The sequence below is a fragment of the Bradyrhizobium sp. CCBAU 11357 genome (assembly GCF_028128865.1).
In the GTDB taxonomy this organism is placed as follows: Bacteria; Pseudomonadota; Alphaproteobacteria; order Rhizobiales; family Xanthobacteraceae; genus Bradyrhizobium.
This window is the reverse complement of record NZ_LBJW01000104.1, coordinates 162,086-180,099: the sequence shown is the minus strand read 5'-3', so window position 1 is coordinate 180,099 and position 18,014 is coordinate 162,086. Positions and strand designations below refer to the sequence as shown.

Sequence of the window (18,014 nt, the reverse complement as noted above, 5' to 3'; positions counted from 1 at the left end):
TCACGCGGAATAAAGCCCCTTGTCGCGCGCCTTCTGGATCGCGAGTGCGGCGATCAGGTCGAGCGTCGGCGTCGACAGGCCGGCGGTGCGCGCGAAGGCCTGGGGCGCCTTCACCAGCACGTCGATCTCCATGGCTCGGCCGAGCTCGTAGTCCTGCAGCAGCGACGGCTTGTGGTTGGGGGCAGGGCCGCTGCGGCTGACACGCTTGACCTCGGGAATGAAGTATTGGGCGATCTCGTTGGCCTCGTTCAGCATGCGCGGAATCACCTCCGTGAAGGCGGAGTCGTCGCGCACGCCGCGCGCGGTCTGGCCGGTGAGCAGGCACAGCACCGACAGCGACATGTTGGTCAGCAGCTTTGACCAGATCGCCTCGCGGATCTCGGCGACCGGCGGCGATTCCAGCCGCGCGTCGTTGAAGACACCGCGCAGCCTGGTGATGCGCTCGCAATTGCGGTCGTCGCACTCGCCGATCAGGAGACGGTTGCGGTCCGGCGTCAGGTTCTGCACCACGCCGGGCGCGATCACCTCGTTGGATGAGAAGACCACGCCGCCGACGATCCGTTCCTTGGGGATGCAGGCGCGCAGGCGCCCCCCAGGATCGAGGAATGAAATGTCCGGCGGCGCCGGGTGCCGCGGCGGCAGGCCGATACCGTACCACCAGGGAATGCCGTTCTGCGCAAACACGATCGCAGTGTCGTCCTGGAGCAGCGGCTTGATGCTGGAAACCAGCCCCTGAAGCGCGGTCGCCTTCAAGGTCGAGATCACGACGTCCTGCGGGCCGAGCTGGGCCGGATCGCCTGACGCGTTCACTTTGGCGCCGACCTCGGAATCGCCGACGCGCAGCTTGAGGCCATTGGCGCGGGCCGCCTCCAGATGCGCCCCCCGCATCACGCAACTGACCTCATGGCCGGCGCGCGCCAGCCGTACCGCAATGTGGCTGCCGACGGCGCCTGCGCCGAAGATGCAGATGCGCATATTGATATCCCGTATCCATCCCGTGGTGTCGCCCGCGGCCAGCATGACACAAGCCGCCATGCGATGGACGCGGCCGCCCTACGCCGGAAAGATATGGATCAGGGCACGCGCCCTCGGCCATAGTGCGCGGCAAACAACCGGAGGACCGCCGATGACTGCCAGCCCCGTCCTGTGGAGCCTCGATGAACGCGGGGTTGCGACCGTCACGTTGAACCGGCCGGAGGTCAACAATGCCTATGACGGCGCGCTGATCTCAGGCGTGCTCGCGGCCATGGACGACCTCGGCAGGAAGCCCAATCTGCGCGTCGTCGTGCTCCGGGGCAACGGCAAGCACTTCCAGGCCGGCGCCGACCTCAAATGGATCAACAGCGTGCGGCCGCAATCGAACGAGGCGAACGAGGCGGCCTCGCGGGCGACGTTCGAAGCCGTGCAGCGGCTCAACACTTTGCCGATCCCCACCATCGCGCTGGTGCAGGGCGGCTGCTTCGGGGGCGGCACCGGCGTCATCGCGGCCTGCGATGTCGTGATTGCCGCCGACAACGCCCTGTTCTCGATCACCGAGGTGCGCTGGGGCCTGACCGCCGCGATCATCATCCCGCAGCTCTGCGATGCCATCGGCGTCCGCCAGGTCCGCCGCTACGCGCTCACCGGCGAACGCTTCGGCGCCGAAGATGCCCGCCGCATCGGCCTTGTCCACGAGGTGGTGCCGCTCGCCGATCTCGAGGCCGCAGGTGCCAAGGTGGTCGAGCAGCTGCTCGCCAACGGACCGGAGGCGATGGCCGAGACCAAGCGGCTCGCGCTGGAGAGCTCGTTCGGCGGCATGGCGGTGGACGATGCGGCGTATACGCGGCTCGTGCAATTGCACTCGCTCAAGCGCCAGAGCGCCGAGGCCGCCGAAGGGCTGGCCTCGTTTGCCGAGAAGCGGGCGGCGAAGTGGGGTGGTGGCAAAGGTTAGACGTCAGCAGCCACGGCAAATGTTGTTGATGCTGCGGTAGACCGCATCGTCCTCCTGCCGCAGCTGGCGCAGCGTTTCGAGCGTCGTGCTCTCAGCCGCCGGCGCGGCCGGCTTTCGCTTCGCGGCCAGCTCATCCTCTTGCCGCTTGTAGCAGGCTTCGCGGTCGGCCTTGGCCGGGATGAAGCGGCAGTTTTGCTCCACCGCTGCGGCGGGAGCGGCCGAGAGCGCGAGGGCAGTAAGAGCGGCGAAGCAGTACCTGACGATGATCGAATTCATGGCCGCCGTTTTCTCAGGTTCACCGATGGCGAGCAACCGCGATCTTGCGGGGACGAGGACCGCCGGCTAATTCGTGATCCAGTTCGAACCAGATTCCGGGAAGGAACGCGCCATGCCGGCCATGACGATCGATGAACCAGCGCGCAAAGTGCCGCTCTACGGCGAGTATGAAGTCGTCGTGCTCGGCGGCGGCCCGGCCGGCATCGTGGCGGCGGCCGCAGCGGCGCGCGCCGGGCGGAAGACGTTGCTGATCGAACGCTACGGCTTTCTCGGCGGCATGGGCACCGCGGCCGGCGTCACCAATTTCTGCGGCCTGCACGGCAATGTCCATGGCGAGCACCGGCGGCTGGTGCAGGGTCTGGCCTCGGAGCTGCTGGCGCGGATCGATCGTTTGAACGGCCTCAACGCGCCGCATCTGATCCTCGGAAAGGTCTATGCCCAGGCCTATGACACCGCCGCCTACAAGATCGCGGCCGACGCGCTGCTCGCCAGCCACAGGGTGAGTATCCTGTTCCACGCGCTCGGCGCCGGCGTCGTCATGGCTGATGAGTGCCGCATCGACGCGATGCTGGTCGAGACCAAGGCCGGCCGGCAGGCGGTGCGCGCGGAGATCTTCCTCGACTGTTCCGGCGACGGCGATCTCGCCGTGTGGGCCGGCGCGCCGTTCGAGGTCGGCGACGAGCATGGCCATCCGCTCTATCCCTCGATGATGCTGCGTCTCAACGGCATCGATCCCGCCAAGGCCGGCGAGGCCTGGCGCACCATTCCGCAATTGATGGAGAAGGCGATCGCCGCCGGCACGCACAGATTTCCGCGGAAAAGCGCGATCGTGCGGCCGCAGAAATCCGGCATCGAATGGCGGGTGAATTTCACCCAGGTGGCGCGCGAGGATGGTCACGCCATCAACGGAATCGAGCCCGACGATCTCACCCGCGGCGAGATCGAGGGCCGCAAGCAGGCGCTCGCCGCGTACGAATTCCTGCGCAGCGCGGTGCCGGGGTTTGAGAAGTCCTACATCGTCGACCTGCCGCCACAGCTCGGCATCCGCGAGACCCGCCGCATCAAGGGTGGCTACCAGCTCAGCGGTGAGGACGTGCTGGGCTGTGCCTCGTTCGCGGATTCCATCGGCGTCAACGGCTGGCCGATCGAGGCCCATGTGCCCGGCGACGTCGTCTTCACCTTCCCGCCGATCCCGGAATCGCGCGGCTACAACGAGCTACCTTACCGGATGCTGGTCCCTGAAGGCGTCGACAATCTCCTGGTCGCGGGCCGCTGTGCCTCGATGACCCACGAGGGCCAGTCGGCGGCGCGGGTCTCCGGTGCCTGCTTCGCGATGGGTGAGGCCGCCGGTTCCGCCGCCGCGCTGGCGCTATCCGGAAACCGGATTCCACGCGAAATCCCCATTGAAAAGTTGCAGGAAACGTTGAAACAACAGGGCGCCTTCATCGGAGGGGACCAGGCGGTGCCCGAAGGCCTGTAACGCACTGCAAGACAAAGCGGAGGAAACGGGATGATCGGGATTGCGCGGCTCGCGGTAGCGGGCCTGATGGCGATCGTGGCAATGGGCACGGCGCGGGCCGAGGATGCGCTGAAAGCCAAGATCGGCGTGCTCCGCCTGTCTTCGTCGGCCCCGGTCTTCATCGCGGTGGACAAGGGCTATTTCCGTGAGGCCGGCTTGGAGGTCGAGCTGAAGTTCTTCGACGCAGCGCAGCCGATTGCGGTCGCCACCACCTCGGGCGACGTCGATTTCGGCGTCACCGCCTTCACCGCCGGGCTCTACAATCTCGCCGGCAAGGGTGTGCTGAAGGTGATCGGCGGCATGAGCCGCGAGAAGCCCGGCTATCCCTTGATCGGCTATTTCGCCAGCAACAACGCCTATGCGAGCGGCCTGAAGACGCCGAAGGACCTAGCAGGCAAGCGCGTGGCGATGACGCAGGTCGGCTCGAGCTTTCACTATTCGCTCGGCCTGCTCGCCGACAAATACGGCTTCAAGCTGGCGGACGTGAAGATCGTGCCGCTGCAATCGCTGTCGAATGCCGCCGCCGCGCTCAAGGGCGAGACCGTCGATGCCGCCTTGCTCCCGATCTCGACCGCGCGAAAGCTGATGGACGAGGGTGGCGCGAAATTTTTGGGGTGGGTCGGCGACGAGACGCCGTGGCAGCTGGGTGCGGTATTCGCTTCGCCGAAAACGCTGGCGAACAAGGCGCTGGTGACGAAATTCCTCGGCGTGCTCGCGAAAGCCGACCGCGAATATCACGACGTGATCCTCACCGCGATGAAGGACGGTGTCGCCCCGATCAACGAACAGACCAGGCCGCTGCTGGAGATCATCGCAAAGTACACCAACCTGTCGGTCGAGCAGGTGGTCGGCAACTGCGCCTATATCGATCCCGACGGCAAGCTCGACGTGAAGAACGTCGACAACCAGATCAAATGGCTGCAGGAGCAGGGCTTCGCCGACAAGGGCTTTGATGCGGAAGCGATCATTGCCAAGGAATTCGTGAAGGCGGACTAACCTTTCGTCATTCCGGGGCGATGCGAAGCATCGAACTCCGGTGCGCAATTGCGCACCTGAGAATCTCGAGGTTCCGGATCTGATCCTTCGGATCATCCCGGAACGACGGAGAACAGGATAGACGTGACCTTATGGACCTGATCGCCAGCCACATCAGCCATCGCTTCGGCGATCTCGCCGTGCTCGACGACGTCTCGTTCACCGTCGGTACCGGCGAGGTGGTGGCGATCGTCGGGCCCTCGGGCTGCGGCAAGAGCACGCTGCTGTCGATCCTCGGCGGGCTGCTGCAGCCGACCTCCGGCGCGCCGGAACTGCGCGGTGCGCCGCCCGCGGACAGTCTCAATCCGCTGACCTTCGTGTTCCAGGATTTCGCGCTGCTGCCCTGGGCGACGGTCGAGGAGAACGTCGAATTCCCGCTGCTGCACACCCGGCTCTCGGCCGCGCAGCGCCGCGCGCTGGTCGAGGATGCGCTGTGCCGCACCGGCCTCACCGACTTTCGCCAGACCTATCCAAAGCAGCTCTCCGGCGGCATGCGCCAGCGCGTCGGCATTTCGCGCGCGCTTGCGGTGAGGCCCGCGATCCTCTTGATGGACGAGCCGCTGTCGGCGCTGGATTCGCAGACCCGCGAGCTCTTGATGGAGGATTTCATCCGCCTGCTTGCCGATGGCGGCATGGGCGCGGTCTACGTCACCCACAATCTCGAAGAGGCGGCGCGGCTCGCCGACCGCATCGTGGTGCTGTCGCGGCGGCCCGGCCGCATCCGCGAGGTCGTCGCCGTGCCGATGACGCGCGCGGCGCGCGGCGAAGCGGCGGCGCGCGAAAAACTGCTGGCGCTGCAGAATCAGATCTGGTCGCTGATCCGCAACGAGGCGATCGATGCCGAGCGCGAGGTCCAGCATGCTTGACCGCGCGGCAACGGACACGGCGGCCAAGAACGAACCGACGCGGCGCGTCCGCTTTCGTGGTGCGGGCTTCGTGCCTGCGTCGAGCCGGTTTGGCGGCTGGATCGCGCTCGGCCTCGTCATCGCGATCTGGCAGGCCGCCGGCAGCGCCGGCCTCGTCAATGCGCTGTTTCTGCCGACCCCCTCTGCGATTGTCCGCGCGATCTATCAGCTCGCGGTCTCCGGTGCACTGTGGCAGCATCTTTCGGCCTCGCTGCTGCGGATCGGCGTCGGCTGGCTCGTGGGAACGGCGGCCGGCGTCGCCGTCGGCTTCGCCATCGGCCTGTCGCGCCTCGCGCGCAGCGTCGGCATCACCTTCATCTCGGCGCTGTTCCCGATCCCGAAGATCGCGCTGCTGCCGCTGCTCATTCTCTGGCTCGGCATCGGCGAGGAGCCGAAGATCGCGACGATTGCACTCGGGGTGTTCTTCTCGACCGCGATCTCGGTCTATAGCGGCGTCGATGCCGTGCCACGCAACCTGATCCGCATGGCGCAGAGCTTCAACGTTCCGTTCGCCACCATCGTGCGCAAGGTGATATGGCCTGGCGCGCTGCCGGCGATTCTCGCCGGCTTCCGCATCACCGCGTCCGTCGCGCTGCTGCTGGTCGTCAGCGCCGAGATGATCGGCGCCCAATACGGCATCGGCGCCTTCGTGCTGCAGGCCGGCAACCTGATGCAGACCGATCAGCTGCTCGCGGGCGTCGTGATCCTGTCGGTGTTCGGCCTCGCAGTGGGCAAGGTGATCGGCTGGCTGGAGACGCGGCTGTTGCACTGGCGGTAGCGGCATTCACCGCTGCAGTAGGGTGGGCAAAGCGAAGCGTGCCCACGATCTAGAAGACGTGGGCACGGCGCGTTGCGCCTTTGCCCACCCTACGAGACTTGTTGCACTGGAGGTAGCCAACCGTCATTGCGAGGAGCTTTTGCGACGAAGCAATCCAGACTGTCCCCGCGGAAAGATTCTGGATTGCTTCGCTACGCTCGCAATGGCGATGTGGTTGGCAGTGCGACCCTCACGCGTTCCCGCGATCTTCCCTGAACAGATCCAGCTTCTGCTGTACCGGCCGGTCCGAGAAGCTGAACAGCACGGCGTCCTCATCCGCCTCGTGCGTGACCCAGTGCCAGCTCGGCACCACGAACAGATCGCGCGGCCCCCATTCGAACACGGTATCGCCGATGCGGCTGCGGCCGCGGCCCTCGATCGGGCAGAACACCGTTGCGTCCGTCGAACGATAGCGCGCGGTGCCAAAACCCTTCGGCAGCAGCTGGATGAAGGTGCCGATGGTCGGCATTGCGAAATCGCCGGTCTCGGGGTTGCTGAATTTCAGCTTGAGGCCGTGGCAGGCATCCCATTCCTGGCTCGTCCTGGCCTTCTCCAGCGCCTCGCGCGTGTAGGCATAGGGATAGCTGAAGATGGGTGAGGTCTTCGAGCTCCGCTTCACATCGACGGGCAAGAGGTTGTGGCCATAGCGGGCAAAGCTGTCGCCCGCGGGCTTCGTGATCTTCTGCTGATCTTCCTTCGAGCCTTCGGCAAAGGAGCAGTCGAAGAACTGCACCAGCGGAATGTCGAGGCCGTCGAGCCAGAACATCGGCTGATCGGTCTCGTTGGAATGATCGTGCCAGGTCATCGACGGCGTGATGATGAAGTCGCCCGCCTCCATCGCGGTGCGCTCACCGTCGACCGCGGTGTGGGCGCCCTTGCCTTCGAGCACGAAGCGCAGCGCCGACTGGCTGTGGCGGTGCGCGGGCGCGACGTCGCCGGGCACCACCATCTGCACGCCGGCATAGAGCGAGGTCGTGATCTTGGATTGCCCGCGCAGTCCCGGGTTCTCCAGCACCAGCACGCGCCGCTCGGCCTCTTTGGCGGTGATGAGCTTGCCGGCTTCAAGCATGTAGTCGCGGATGACGTCGAACTTCCAGAGGTGCGGCCGGCAGGCGCTCTTCGGCTCCGGCGTGATCAGGTCACTCATCACCGTCCACAGCGCGGTGAGGTTTTCGCCGTCGATCTTCCTGTAGAACGCCTCGCGTTCCGGCGTCTTGGTCACGGCTTCCATGGTTGCGGCTCCCGATCGTTTTGTTGATTGACAGTATACTTACAATCTATGTAGCGTCAACTTGACGAACGACACACAAGATCGTGTCATTCCGGGGCGCGCCGCAAGGCGCGAGCCCGGAATCCATACTCCCGATCGTGGTTATGGATTCCGGGCCCGACGTTGGCGCGTCGCCCCGGAATGACAAAAGCAGGGAGGCTCTCCATGAAGCTGCACGGCTATTTCCGCTCCAGCGCTGCTTACCGCGTGCGGATCGCGCTGAACCTCAAGGGGCTCGGCGCCGAGCATCTGCCGCATCATTTGCGCAAGGGCGAGCAATGCGCCCCCAGCTATCTCGCCATCAATCCGCAGGGTCTGGTGCCGGCGCTGGAGGACGATGTGGGTGGAGTGCTGACGCAATCGGTGGCCATCATCGAATGGCTCGACGAGACCCATCCCAATCCGCCGCTGCTGCCGAAGGATCCGCTGCGCCGCGCCAAGGTGCGCGCCTTCGCGCTGGCGATCGCCTGCGACACCCATCCGGTGCAGAACCTGAAAGTGCTGGCGCGGCTGCGCGAGCTCGGCCTGCCCGAGGAGAAGGTCCAGGACTGGGCCGCCTGGGTCAATCGCGAGGGCCTGTCGGCCTGCGAGACGCTGATCAAGGCCGAGCCGGGTCCGTTCTGCTTCGGCGATGCGCCGACGCTCGCCGATCTCTGCCTCGTGCCGCAGCTCGGCAATGCGCGCCGCTTCGGCGTCGACGTCTCCGCCTATCCGCGCCTGCTCCAGGCCGAGGCCGCCGCCAAGGCGCTGCCGGCGTTTGTCGATGCCGCACCGGAGAAGCAGCCCGATGCCGAGTAAGCCGCCCCCTCCGATCACGATCGACGCGGTCTATGCCGCGCCGGGCTATCTGTTCCGGCGCATGCAGCAGATCGCGGTCTCGATCTTCATGGAGGAGTGCAAGGCGTTCGACCTCACTCCGGTGCAATATGCGGCGCTGGTCGCAATCCACACCCATCCCGGCATCGATGCGACGCGGCTGTCGGCGGTGATCGCCTTCGACCGCTCGACGCTCGGCAGCGTGATCGAACGTCTCCAGGCCAAGGCCTATATCGAGCGCAGGCCGGCACCCGAGGACAAGCGGATCAAGCTGCTCTACCTGACTAAGTCGGGCGCTGCGATCCTGCGCGAGATCATTCCCGCCGTGGAGCGTGCGCAGGAGCGGATGCTGGAGCCGCTCAAGCCCGCCGACCGCAAGGCCTTGATGGGCCTGCTGGCGCAGCTGGTCGATCTCAACAACGAGGCATCACGCGTGCCGCTGCGCGCGGAGGACGCGCTGGAGCATCTTGGCAAGGCGGGGTGAGGGGGCGCCCCGGCCCAGCCCAGCGCGCGATCTCGTAGGGTGGGCAAAGGCGCGCTTGCGCCGTGCCCACGATTTCTCTCCTATTTTGCAATGGTGGGCACGCTCCGCTTTGCCCACCCTACGATTGCGGTGTGCGGAACTCCGTCCTCGCCTCACATCCGCAGCAACGCCTGCCGATCGATCTTCCCCGTACCCGTCTTCGGCAGCTCGTCGATGAAGATCACCTCGCGCGGATATTTGTAGGGCAGCAGCTTGCCCTTCACATAGTCCTGCAGCCTGCGCGTCGCATCACTCTGGTCCACCGCGCGGTTGTTCATCACCACCACCGCCTTCAGCGTCATGCGACGATCCGGCAGCTCGGCGGCGAACACCGCGCATTCGCGGATGTCGGGGTGATCGGCGAGGCACAGCTCGACCTCGAGCGGATAGACCCACTGGCCGGAGATCTTGATGAGATCGTCGGCGCGGCCGCGGAAGAAGTGGAAGCCGTCGGCATCCCGCACGAAGCGGTCGCCGGTGTAGATCCAGCCGCCCTCGCGGATGGTCTCCGCGGACTTGTCAGGCCGGTTCCAGTACAGCGGCGTGTTGGAATCGCCGCGGACCCAGAGAATCCCTTCCTCGTTGTCGCCGACGTCGCGGCCGTCCTTGTCGCGCAGCGCGACCTCGTAGCCGGGCACGCGCTGGCCCGCGGCGCCGAGCTTCTTCTGCTCGGGCCGGTTGGAGAGATAGATGTGCAGCACCTCGGTCGAGCCGAGGCCTTCGACGATTTCGAGCCCCGTAAGCGTCTTCCAGCCGTTGAAGACCTCGGCCGAGAGCACCTCGGCGGCAGAGAGCGCCATGCGAAGCGACGAGAAATCCGTCTTGTCCGCCCCTTCGGCCTTGGTCAGCGCAGTGTACAGCGTCGGCAGGCCGAAGAAGACCGTCGGCTTGTATTGCTCGATCGCCGCGAAGATCGACGCCGGCTTCGGCTGCCCCGGCAGCAGCAGCGTTGCGGCGCCGGCAGAGAACGGGAAGGTGACGGAATTGCCGAAGCCGTAGGCGAAGAAGATCTTCGGCACCGAGAAGCAGATGTCATCAGGCGTCAGCTTCAGCACGTTCCGCGCAAAGGAGGCTTCGCTGTAGGCCATGTCGTGCTGCAGGTGCACGATGCCCTTGGGCCGTCCGGTCGAGCCGGAGGAGTACATCCAGAACGCCATTTCGTCGCGCTGCGTTGCCGCTTCCGCCAGCTCAGCAGGGAATTGCGCGAGCCAGCTCGCCGCCGCGAGCGCCCGCGGCGCCGCGTGCTCGCCGGCCGCGCCATTGGCGACGATCAGCGTGTGCAGCTTCGTCTCCTTGCAAGCCTCCGCATCGAAGCGCGCCGCGAACTCGGCATCCGCCACCGCGACAGTCGCGACGGAATCGGCGAGATAGAATTGCAGGAGGTCCGGCGGCGTCAACGTGTTGATCAGCAGCGGCACGAAGCCGGCGCGCACCGCGCCGAAGAAGGCGGCGGGGTAGGCCGGCGTGTCGTCGAGAAACAACAGCACGCGGTCGCCGCGCGCAAGGCCAAGCGAGGCGAGACCGTTGCCCCAGCGGCAGGCCTCCGCGCAGAGCTCGGCGTAAGTGCGCGTGCCTGCCGGGCCCAGGAGCGCGAGCTTGTCGCCGCGGCCCTTGCCGAGATTGTCGAACAGCACGCGGCTGGCATTGTAAGTGTCAGGAACGGCAAAGCCGATCTCGCGCGCGCCCTCGCTGTCCGCCGGCACCTGGTCACTTATGTCATGGCTCATGCCGCATCTCCGCCGTTGTCTTCGGCGCTGTCTCCGCCGTTCTTGGCCGCCTCGTAGCGGGTCATGAAGGCCGGCGACATCGCACGCAGCCGGGAATCGTCGATCCGGCCGGAGCGGGTGATATAGCTGTAGGCGAAGTCCATCAGGGGAAGCTTCATGTGCTCGGCGAAATGTTCGTACCAGAACGCACTGGTGCGCGCGGCGTTGACGAGCTTCTGCACGATGGGCTTGCGCGCGGCCTGATAGCGATGCAGCGCGGTCGCAAGATGCGCATCCGACTCCAGCGCCTTGACGAGGGCGATGGCGTCCTCGATCGCGAGCCGCGTGCCCGAGCCGATCGAGAAATGCGCCGAATGCAGGGCGTCGCCGAGCAGCACCATGTTCTTGAACGACCAGTGCTCGTTCCAGACCCAGGGAAAATTGCGCCAGACCGATTTGTTGGAGACGAGGCAATGGCCGCCGAGCGTGTCGGCGAACACCTCCTCGCAGACGCCCTTGGACTGCTCGACATCCTTGTAGGCGAAACCATAGGCCTGCCAGGTGGCGTGATCGCATTCGACCAGGAAGGTGCTCATGGTCGGCGAATAGCGGTAGTGATGGGCGTTGAAGGCGCCGCGCTCGGTCTTCACGAAGGTCTGCGACAGCGTGTCGAAGCGTTTCGAGGTGCCGTACCAGACGAACTTGTTGGATGAGTAGGACAGCGAGGTGCCGAAATCGCCCTCATAGGCGCGGCGCACCAGCGAGTTCAACCCGTCGGCGGCGACGATCAGATCGTGGCCGTTGAGCTGGTCGATCGCCTGGATCTGCGTGTCGAAGCGCGGCGTGACGCCGACCTCGAACGCGCGCTGCTGCAGAAACTTCAGCAGCTCCAGCCGGCCGATCGAGGAGAAGCCGACGCCGTCGATGGCGACGCTGTCGCCATGCAGGTTCAGCGTGATGTTCTCCCAGCTCTCCATGTGCGGGGCGATCGCATCGACCGTCTCGGGGTCGTCGGTGCGCAGGAACTCCAGCGCCTGGTCGGAGAACACGACGCCAAAGCCCCAGGTCGCGTCGGCCGGGTTCTGTTCGAACAGGTCGACCTGATCCTCGGGGTGACGCTTCTTCCAGAGATAGGCGAAGTAGAGCCCACCGGGCCCCCCGCCAATCACGGCGATCCGCAACGTCTGCCTCCCTAATTGACAGTATACTTACTATCTAGGGGTAGACTAATGGGCTCCGGCGTCCAGCGCCAGCGGAATTATCGCCAGCGCGTGGCACGCCAAAGCCCGTTATCCGGACGCGCGTTTTGCGGATCCGAAACCGTCAGGCGCGAATCATAGCCAACCCGGGGCGGATTGGCCACCGGGGGTCAGACGCAGCGCTTCACATAGACCCCGTTCACCAGAACCCTGGTGCAGCGGACCACCGGCACGGGCTTGCGGACGACCACGGCCGCATTCGGGCCGGCGCAGCCGGCGCGAACCACGCCGCGGGCGCAAACCACCGCATTGGCGTCGGTGGCCTCGAAGGTCATGGTGGCGGCGAACGCGAAGAGCGCAGAAGCAACGAGCAGCAATGAACGCATGTTGTTCTCCCGGGGCTTGTCGTGATCGAAGCTGCGTCTGAAGAAAGTATCGGTATCAGCGTGCGCGCATCCGGTCGCGCACGCCGCAATTCATCTTTCGTGCTGCGTCCGCCTTATCTGGCGGCGAAAGGCGCGAGCACCTCCTTGCAGGCCGGCGAGAGCGATGCCGCGCGGTTGGAAATGCATTGGATGATCCGGCCGCCGCCGGGCGCCACGCCGGCGCAGAGGGTGCGGATGTCGGCGCCGCAGGCCGACCGCGCGATGAACAGCTCTTCGCGCGGCAGCAAGGGCCGCAGCACGATGACGGCCGGTGCCGCGGCAGGCGCGGCCTCTGCGGCCGGTGCAGCACCGGAGGCAGGCGCGGCTGCTCCGCCACCGAAAGCCGCATTGATGGCCTTGGCGCAGCCCGCCGACACCTTCGCCTTGTTCTTCTCCAGGCATTCGACCGCGGGCGCGCCGCCCGGCGGCACGCTGGCGCAGACCTTGGGGTAATCGCCGCGGCAGGCGCCCTTGATCGCGGACACCTGCGCAGGGCTCGGCTGCTTTGCTGCGGCTGCCTTCGGCGCGGCTGCCGCTGCCGGCTTGGCTGCGGGCTCGGCGGCGGGCGCCGCTTCCGTCTTTGCGGGCTCAGACTTGGCCGGTTCAGATTTGGCGGGCGCCGCTTCGGTCTTTGGCGCTGCGGCCTGCTCGACCGCGCGAACCGCAGCCTGGCACCCCGACGACAGGCTCGACATGTTCTTGGCGAGGCATTGAACCGCCTCCACTCCGCCGGGCGTCACGCTCGCGCAATGCGCCATGAAATCCGAGGTGCATGCGGACCGGACGGCACTCTTCTGGGCCTCGGTCTGCGCGAACGCTCCTGTTGCAGTTGCGAAGAGCGCCGTCGCCAGCAAGGCGGTGCGCGTCGATGCATGTTTCAACATGTTGAACATTTGCATGAATTCCTGCCCGATCGGGAATGCCGACTATTTTTGAAAAGATATGCAAGCGCAATCGCCGCGAGGGTCAGCTCGCGAGCGGCATCTTTGGCCGCTTCGGCCTCTACCGCAAGTAGATTATGCCGGCGCAATTGCGGCGCGACTACGTCGTCAGTCTCACCATGCGCTTGCCGCGGTTCTCGCCTGCAAGCAATCCGATCAGCGCTTTCGGCGTGTTCTCGAGGCCGTCGAGAATGTCCTCCTGTACCTTGAGCTTGCCGGATTTCACCCAGGCCTGGAGATCGGCGAGCGCGCGCTCGCTGTCCTTCATGTAGTCCATCACGATGAAGCCCTGCATGGTCAGCCGCTTCACCACGATCAGGCCGGGCACGCCGCGCGGCCCATGTGCAGACGGCGCGCCGTCATATTGCGAGATCGCGCCACAGCAGGCGATGCGGCCGTAATTGTTCATCTGGGGCAGGCAGGCTTCGAGAATGTCGCCGCCGACATTGTCGAAATAGACGTCGATGCCTTTCGGCGCCGCTGCGCGCAGCGCCTTGAACAATGCGCCGTCCTTGTAATCCACGGCGGCATCGAAGCCGAGCTCGGAGGTCAGCCAGTTGCACTTGTCGGCGCCGCCGGCGATGCCGACGACGCGGCATCCCTTGATCCTGGCGATCTGTCCGACGATCGAGCCGACCGAGCCCGCGGCCGCGGAGACCACGACGGTTTCCCCTTCTTTGGGCTTGCCGATCTCCAGCAGGCCGAAATAGGCGGTGAGGCCGGCGACGCCGAACACGCTGAGCAAATGTGTCATCGGCTCGAGCTTCGGCATTTTGGTCAGGTGCTTCGCCGGCACGGCGGCAAATTCCTGCCAACCGGTGTCGCCGAACACGATATCGCCGGGCGCAAGTCCCGCCGCCTTCGAGCTGACCACCTCGGCGATGGCGCCGCCGGCCATGACGCTGTTGGCCTCGACGGCGGAACGATAGGTCGCGCCGTGCATCCAGGCGCGGTTGGCCGCATCGAGCGAGATGTAGCGCACACGCAGCAAGGCCTCGCCGTCCTTCGGTTCCGGCATCGCGCCCTCGATCATCTTGAAATGCTCGGGGCCGAGCTTGCCGCTGGGCTTTTCCACCAGCAGAATCTGGCGATTGATGTTGCCGCTCATGGCGTTTCCCTCTTCGTTTGTTTGACGATTATTGGTGCAGCCGCCGCAAAGAAAACGTGCAAGCCGCATGTGTTGTGCGCTGCACGAAGGCTAGATCGCGCGCTGGCGTTGCGCAACGGGAACATCGCGCCATCGCGCGTGCACGCAAAGCGTGTTGCGTCGCTGTCATATCTGCGACACTATGAAGCGCCGGTGTACGTGGGGGTAAGCGATGTCCAACAGGTTCACGCAATACATTCTGGCCGCGATGGTGCTGGGCATCGTCATGGGCTCGGCGATCTACAACTTCCTGCCGGACACGCGCGCCGACTGGGCCTCCTCCATCAACCTGATCGCCATGATGTTCCTGCGCCTGATCAAGATGATCATCGCGCCCCTGGTGTTCGCGACCCTGGTCGGCGGCATCGCCCATATGGGCTCCGGCTCCAAGCTCGGCCGGATCTTCGCCAAGACCATGGGCTGGTTCGTCAGCGCATCCTTCGTCTCGTTGCTGCTCGGCCTGATCATGGTCAATCTGCTGCAGCCCGGCGCCAACTTCCCCGGCACGCTGCCGCAGGCGGGTCAATCGACCGGCCTGCCGGTCTCGGCCTTCTCCATCGAGAAATTCCTCACCCATCTGATCCCGACCTCGATCGCGGATGCGATGGCGCAGAACGAGATTCTGCAGATCGTGATCTTCGCCGTGTTCTTCTCGGTGGCGATGGGCTCCATGCCCGAACGTTCAAAGCCGATCCTCGCCATGATCGACGACGTCGGCCACATCATGCTGAAGGTGACGGCCTACGTCATGCTGTTCGCGCCGCTCGCAGTGTGGGCCGCGATCACCGCAACGGTGGCCAAGAACGGTCTCGCCGTGTTGTGGAAGCTCATCGTGTTCATGGGCGGCTTCTATCTCTCGCTGGCGATCCTGTGGGCCATCCTGGTCATCGTCGGCTTCATCGTGATCGGGCCGCGCTACAGCCATCTCTTGAAGCTGGTCCGCGAGCCGTTGATGATCGCGTTCTCGACCGCGAGCTCGGAGGCGGCCTATCCGAAGACGCTCGAGGCTCTCAACCGCTTCGGCGCCTCGTCGCGAATCTCGAGCTTCGTGCTGCCGCTCGGCTATTCCTTCAATCTCGACGGCACGATGATGTACTGCACTTTCGCGGCCGTCTTCATCGCGCAGAGCTATCATATCGACATGCCGCTCGGCACCCAGCTCGCGATGCTGGCGACGCTCATGATCACCTCCAAGGGCGTCGCCGGCGTGCCGCGCGCCTCTCTCGTCGTGATCGCCTCGACCTTGGCGCAGTTCAACATTCCCGAGGCGGGCCTTTTGATGATCATGGGCATCGACACCTTCCTCGACATGGGCCGCAGCGCCACCAATGTGATCGGCAACACGCTTGCGACCTCGGTCGTGGCCAAATGGGAGGGCGAGCTCGGCCCCGAGCACGAGCTTGGCTCCGGCGACGTCGTGCCCGACGACATGGTCCCGGGCGAGGTGCCCGCGATGGCCGGCCATGGATAGGAGCGCGCCATGGGCAGGATATTGGCGAGGCCGCTGACCTCAGGCGTCCTCTTGCTCGCCGCGTCGTTGCTCGCGGCCTCCTCGTGCGCGACGTCGGCACTCGCCCAGACCGCCGGCGAAGGGCTCAGCCCGACGCTGTCGGCCATCAAGTCGGCCCACACCGTGCGGCTCGGCTACCGCGAGAGCTCACCGCCGTTCTCGTTCCTCGACCAGTCGGGACGGCCGATCGGCTACAGCCTCGAACTGTGCGAAGCCATCGTCGAGGAGATCGGCGTCGAGGTCGACGATTCCAATCTCAGGATTGACTACGTCAAGGTCACCTCGGACGACCGCATCGACGCCGTGCTCCAGAACAAGATCGATCTCGAATGCGGCTCGACCACGGCCAATGCCGAGCGTGGCAAGCGCGTCGCCTTCTCGCCGCTGATGTTCGTCGCCGGCACCAAGCTGATGGTGCCGAAGGCCTCGACCGTCGCTTCGGTCACCGATCTCAAGGGCAAGACCGTGGTGGTGACCAAGGGCACCACCAACGAGCAGGCGATGCATGCGGCCGACAAGAAGTTCTCGCTCGGCCTCAACATCGTCACCTCGCCCGACCACGAGCAATCGTACCAGATGCTCGCCGACGGCAAGGCCGACGCGTTCGCGACCGACGACATCCTGCTGTTCGGCCTGATCGCGCGCCACAAGGCGCAGGACAAGTTCCGCGTCACCGGCGACTATCTGTCCTACGATCCCTACGGCATCATGTTCAGGAAGGGCGAGCCGCAACTTGCCGCCGTGGTCGAGCGCGCCTTCCGCAAGCTCGGCTCCAACCGCGACCTCGTCCCGCTCTACAACAAATGGTTCACCGCAAGGCTGCCCACAGGCGAGCGCCTGAACGTGCCGATCTCGCTGCAGCTGGAAGAGGCGTTCAAGGCCATGGACGATTCCCCCAGCGCGAATAATTAGCGGCAGTCTCTCTTACCCTCCCCTGGAGGGGGAGGGTCGATCGCGCGCAGCGCGAGCGGGGTGGGGTGATCTCTCCACGCGGGTAGTGCCCGAGCGGAGGGATCACCCCACCCCGCTGCGCATTCCGCTTCGCTCCATGCACAGCGACCCTCCCCCTCCAGGGGAGGGTGGCAGCTGCGCCGTGGCTAGTATTTGTCGCTTTCCCCAAACACCCGGTCCAGCGCCGCGTCATAGGTCGCCTGCACCAGTTCCGGATGCAGCTTGGCCAGTGCTTCCATCATCACGCCGGAATTGATCTCGAGCACGCGCCAGGAGCCGTCGACACGAACCACGTCGATCGAGGCAAAGACGATGCCGATGGCGCGCGCGGCTTCGATCGCGAGCTTCACGCAGGCCGCGCGGACCTCGCCGTCCTGCAGCAGCACCGGCTTTGCGCCGGCATCGAGATTGTGCCGCCAGTCCGGGCCGCGCTGCTTGCTGTAGACGACGCGGGGCGCATCATCGAGCAGCACCACGCGGACCTCCTCCTCGATCGCGACATAGGGCGAGATCACGAGCCCCGTGCTCATCGAAAAGACCTCGCCGGCCGCGTGGTCGAGCTCCGCCTCGGTCGTGACCTTGAACACCGATCGCCCCGATGTCCCCTCGTTCGGCTTTACCACCACGCCCTGCGGATTTTCGGCGAGCAGCGCCAGCATCCCCTCGCGCCAATCGGCGCCGGCGACATGCACGCCCAGCTTCGGGTTGAGGAAGAGCCGATGCGGAATGCAGGGCACCTCCGCCAGCGTCAGCGCCTCGGCGGTGGCTGATTTGTCGTTGGCAAGGCGATGGGCGATGGCGCTGTTGAGGCCGATGTCGTAGCCGAAGGCGAAGTGCCGCCGCGGCCCCCGGCGCATCGCGATGAGCCAGCCGCCGGAGCGGACATCGACCGCGATGCGCCGCGCCGCGCAACAGCGCCTGATCGCCTGAACGAAGATCCGCTCGCCGCTTGCCATGGTGTTTCGTCGTCCCTGGCGCCAAAAGCCGCAAAAATGCGGGCACCGGCGCCAATCCGGATGAAAATCAGAGCTATTCTTAATGAAA

The 18,014-nt window shown here is 65.6% G+C and carries 18 protein-coding genes; 9 read left to right on the top strand and 9 right to left on the bottom strand.

Annotation, left to right across the window (positions count from 1 at the left end; translation table 11 throughout):
- Complete coding sequence (locus XI05_RS22710; RefSeq protein WP_271505780.1) at positions 1-975, bottom strand: ketopantoate reductase family protein; 975 nt, start codon at positions 973-975, stop codon at positions 1-3.
- Positions 976-1,126: 151 nt separating this feature from the next.
- Here XI05_RS22710 and XI05_RS22705 point away from each other — a divergent pair, with 151 nt between their 5' ends.
- Complete coding sequence (locus XI05_RS22705) at positions 1,127-1,930, top strand: enoyl-CoA hydratase-related protein (RefSeq protein ID WP_271505778.1); 804 nt, start codon at positions 1,127-1,129, stop codon at positions 1,928-1,930.
- Between the two features lie 3 nt (positions 1,931-1,933).
- Here XI05_RS22705 and XI05_RS22700 read toward each other — a convergent pair whose 3' ends face one another.
- Positions 1,934-2,242, bottom strand: coding sequence for a hypothetical protein (locus XI05_RS22700; RefSeq protein WP_271505776.1), 309 nt, complete (start codon positions 2,240-2,242; stop codon positions 1,934-1,936).
- A 76-nt stretch (positions 2,243-2,318) separates the two neighbouring features.
- Between XI05_RS22700 and XI05_RS22695 the strand changes: the two genes are divergently transcribed.
- The 4 genes from XI05_RS22695 (at position 2,319) to XI05_RS22680 (ending at position 6,443) form a co-directional block, all read left to right on the top strand.
- Complete coding sequence (locus XI05_RS22695; protein WP_271505773.1) at positions 2,319-3,686, top strand: FAD-dependent oxidoreductase; 1,368 nt, start codon at positions 2,319-2,321, stop codon at positions 3,684-3,686.
- Between the two features lie 30 nt (positions 3,687-3,716).
- Positions 3,717-4,721, top strand: coding sequence for an ABC transporter substrate-binding protein (locus XI05_RS22690; protein WP_271505771.1), 1,005 nt, complete (start codon positions 3,717-3,719; stop codon positions 4,719-4,721).
- Between the two features lie 131 nt (positions 4,722-4,852).
- The gene (locus tag XI05_RS22685) at positions 4,853-5,626 is read left to right on the top strand and encodes an ABC transporter ATP-binding protein (RefSeq protein WP_271505769.1); all 774 of its coding nucleotides are present in this window, start codon (positions 4,853-4,855) and stop codon (positions 5,624-5,626) included.
- Positions 5,619-6,443, top strand: coding sequence for an ABC transporter permease (locus XI05_RS22680; protein WP_271505767.1), 825 nt, complete (start codon positions 5,619-5,621; stop codon positions 6,441-6,443). Before XI05_RS22685 ends, XI05_RS22680 begins: the two co-directional genes overlap by 8 nt.
- Positions 6,444-6,672: 229 nt before the next feature.
- Here XI05_RS22680 and gtdA read toward each other — a convergent pair whose 3' ends face one another.
- Positions 6,673-7,713 carry a gentisate 1,2-dioxygenase gene (gtdA, locus tag XI05_RS22675; protein WP_271505766.1) on the bottom strand — a complete coding sequence of 347 codons (1,041 nt, stop codon included), beginning with the start codon at positions 7,711-7,713 and terminating at the stop codon, positions 6,673-6,675.
- Between the two features lie 204 nt (positions 7,714-7,917).
- On the opposite strand from gtdA, the gene maiA reads away from it, so the two are divergent.
- Together maiA and XI05_RS22665 are read left to right on the top strand one after the other, a co-directional pair.
- Entirely contained in the window at positions 7,918-8,550 is a 633-nt protein-coding gene (gene maiA / locus XI05_RS22670; protein ID WP_271505764.1) for a maleylacetoacetate isomerase, read from the top strand.
- Entirely contained in the window at positions 8,540-9,052 is a 513-nt protein-coding gene (locus tag XI05_RS22665) for a MarR family winged helix-turn-helix transcriptional regulator (protein ID WP_271505761.1), read from the top strand. Before maiA ends, XI05_RS22665 begins: the two co-directional genes overlap by 11 nt.
- Before the next feature lie 152 nt (positions 9,053-9,204).
- On the opposite strand, the gene XI05_RS22660 is transcribed toward XI05_RS22665, so the two are convergent.
- From XI05_RS22660 to XI05_RS22640, 5 genes are all read right to left on the bottom strand, one after another.
- On the bottom strand, positions 9,205-10,818 hold the full coding sequence (locus XI05_RS22660) for a benzoate-CoA ligase family protein (RefSeq protein WP_271505758.1): 1,614 nt from the start codon (positions 10,816-10,818) through the stop codon (positions 9,205-9,207).
- On the bottom strand, positions 10,815-11,978 hold the full coding sequence (locus tag XI05_RS22655; protein WP_271505756.1) for an FAD-dependent monooxygenase: 1,164 nt from the start codon (positions 11,976-11,978) through the stop codon (positions 10,815-10,817). Before XI05_RS22655 ends, XI05_RS22660 begins: the two co-directional genes overlap by 4 nt.
- A gap of 188 nt (positions 11,979-12,166) precedes the next feature.
- Positions 12,167-12,382, bottom strand: coding sequence for a hypothetical protein (locus XI05_RS22650; RefSeq protein WP_172786619.1), 216 nt, complete (start codon positions 12,380-12,382; stop codon positions 12,167-12,169).
- A 113-nt stretch (positions 12,383-12,495) separates the two neighbouring features.
- Positions 12,496-13,314, bottom strand: a complete 819-nt coding sequence (locus XI05_RS22645) for a hypothetical protein (RefSeq protein ID WP_271505752.1) — start codon at positions 13,312-13,314, stop codon at positions 12,496-12,498.
- Positions 13,315-13,462: 148 nt separating this feature from the next.
- A complete protein-coding gene (locus tag XI05_RS22640; protein ID WP_271505746.1) occupies positions 13,463-14,470 on the bottom strand; it encodes an NADP-dependent oxidoreductase in 1,008 nt (335 codons plus the stop codon).
- Positions 14,471-14,681: 211 nt separating this feature from the next.
- Between XI05_RS22640 and XI05_RS22635 the strand changes: the two genes are divergently transcribed.
- Positions 14,682-15,980, top strand: coding sequence for a dicarboxylate/amino acid:cation symporter (locus tag XI05_RS22635; protein WP_271505745.1), 1,299 nt, complete (start codon positions 14,682-14,684; stop codon positions 15,978-15,980).
- Positions 15,981-15,989: 9 nt separating this feature from the next.
- A complete protein-coding gene (locus XI05_RS22630; RefSeq protein WP_271505744.1) occupies positions 15,990-16,931 on the top strand; it encodes an amino acid ABC transporter substrate-binding protein in 942 nt (313 codons plus the stop codon).
- A 185-nt stretch (positions 16,932-17,116) separates the two neighbouring features.
- Here the strand turns inward: XI05_RS22630 and XI05_RS22625 are convergent, their stop codons facing one another.
- Positions 17,117-17,926 carry an ATP-grasp domain-containing protein gene (locus XI05_RS22625; protein ID WP_271505741.1) on the bottom strand — a complete coding sequence of 270 codons (810 nt, stop codon included), beginning with the start codon at positions 17,924-17,926 and terminating at the stop codon, positions 17,117-17,119.
- Between the last annotated feature and the right edge of the window lie 88 nt (positions 17,927-18,014).

Coding starts and splice junctions, on each gene's coding strand:
- XI05_RS22710 (WP_271505780.1), bottom strand. CDS start 975: ATGCGCATCTGCATCTTCGGCGCAGGCGCCGTCGGCAGCCACATTGCG.
- XI05_RS22705 (WP_271505778.1), top strand. CDS start 1,127: ATGACTGCCAGCCCCGTCCTGTGGAGCCTCGATGAACGCGGGGTTGCG.
- XI05_RS22695 (WP_271505773.1), top strand. CDS start 2,319: ATGCCGGCCATGACGATCGATGAACCAGCGCGCAAAGTGCCGCTCTAC.
- XI05_RS22690 (WP_271505771.1), top strand. CDS start 3,717: ATGATCGGGATTGCGCGGCTCGCGGTAGCGGGCCTGATGGCGATCGTG.
- XI05_RS22685 (WP_271505769.1), top strand. CDS start 4,853: ATGGACCTGATCGCCAGCCACATCAGCCATCGCTTCGGCGATCTCGCC.
- XI05_RS22680 (WP_271505767.1), top strand. CDS start 5,619: ATGCTTGACCGCGCGGCAACGGACACGGCGGCCAAGAACGAACCGACG.
- gtdA (WP_271505766.1), bottom strand. CDS start 7,713: ATGGAAGCCGTGACCAAGACGCCGGAACGCGAGGCGTTCTACAGGAAG.
- maiA (WP_271505764.1), top strand. CDS start 7,918: ATGAAGCTGCACGGCTATTTCCGCTCCAGCGCTGCTTACCGCGTGCGG.
- XI05_RS22665 (WP_271505761.1), top strand. CDS start 8,540: ATGCCGAGTAAGCCGCCCCCTCCGATCACGATCGACGCGGTCTATGCC.
- XI05_RS22660 (WP_271505758.1), bottom strand. CDS start 10,818: ATGAGCCATGACATAAGTGACCAGGTGCCGGCGGACAGCGAGGGCGCG.
- XI05_RS22650 (WP_172786619.1), bottom strand. CDS start 12,382: ATGCGTTCATTGCTGCTCGTTGCTTCTGCGCTCTTCGCGTTCGCCGCC.
- XI05_RS22645 (WP_271505752.1), bottom strand. CDS start 13,314: ATGTTCAACATGTTGAAACATGCATCGACGCGCACCGCCTTGCTGGCG.
- XI05_RS22640 (WP_271505746.1), bottom strand. CDS start 14,470: ATGAGCGGCAACATCAATCGCCAGATTCTGCTGGTGGAAAAGCCCAGC.
- XI05_RS22635 (WP_271505745.1), top strand. CDS start 14,682: ATGTCCAACAGGTTCACGCAATACATTCTGGCCGCGATGGTGCTGGGC.
- XI05_RS22630 (WP_271505744.1), top strand. CDS start 15,990: ATGGGCAGGATATTGGCGAGGCCGCTGACCTCAGGCGTCCTCTTGCTC.
- XI05_RS22625 (WP_271505741.1), bottom strand. CDS start 17,926: ATGGCAAGCGGCGAGCGGATCTTCGTTCAGGCGATCAGGCGCTGTTGC.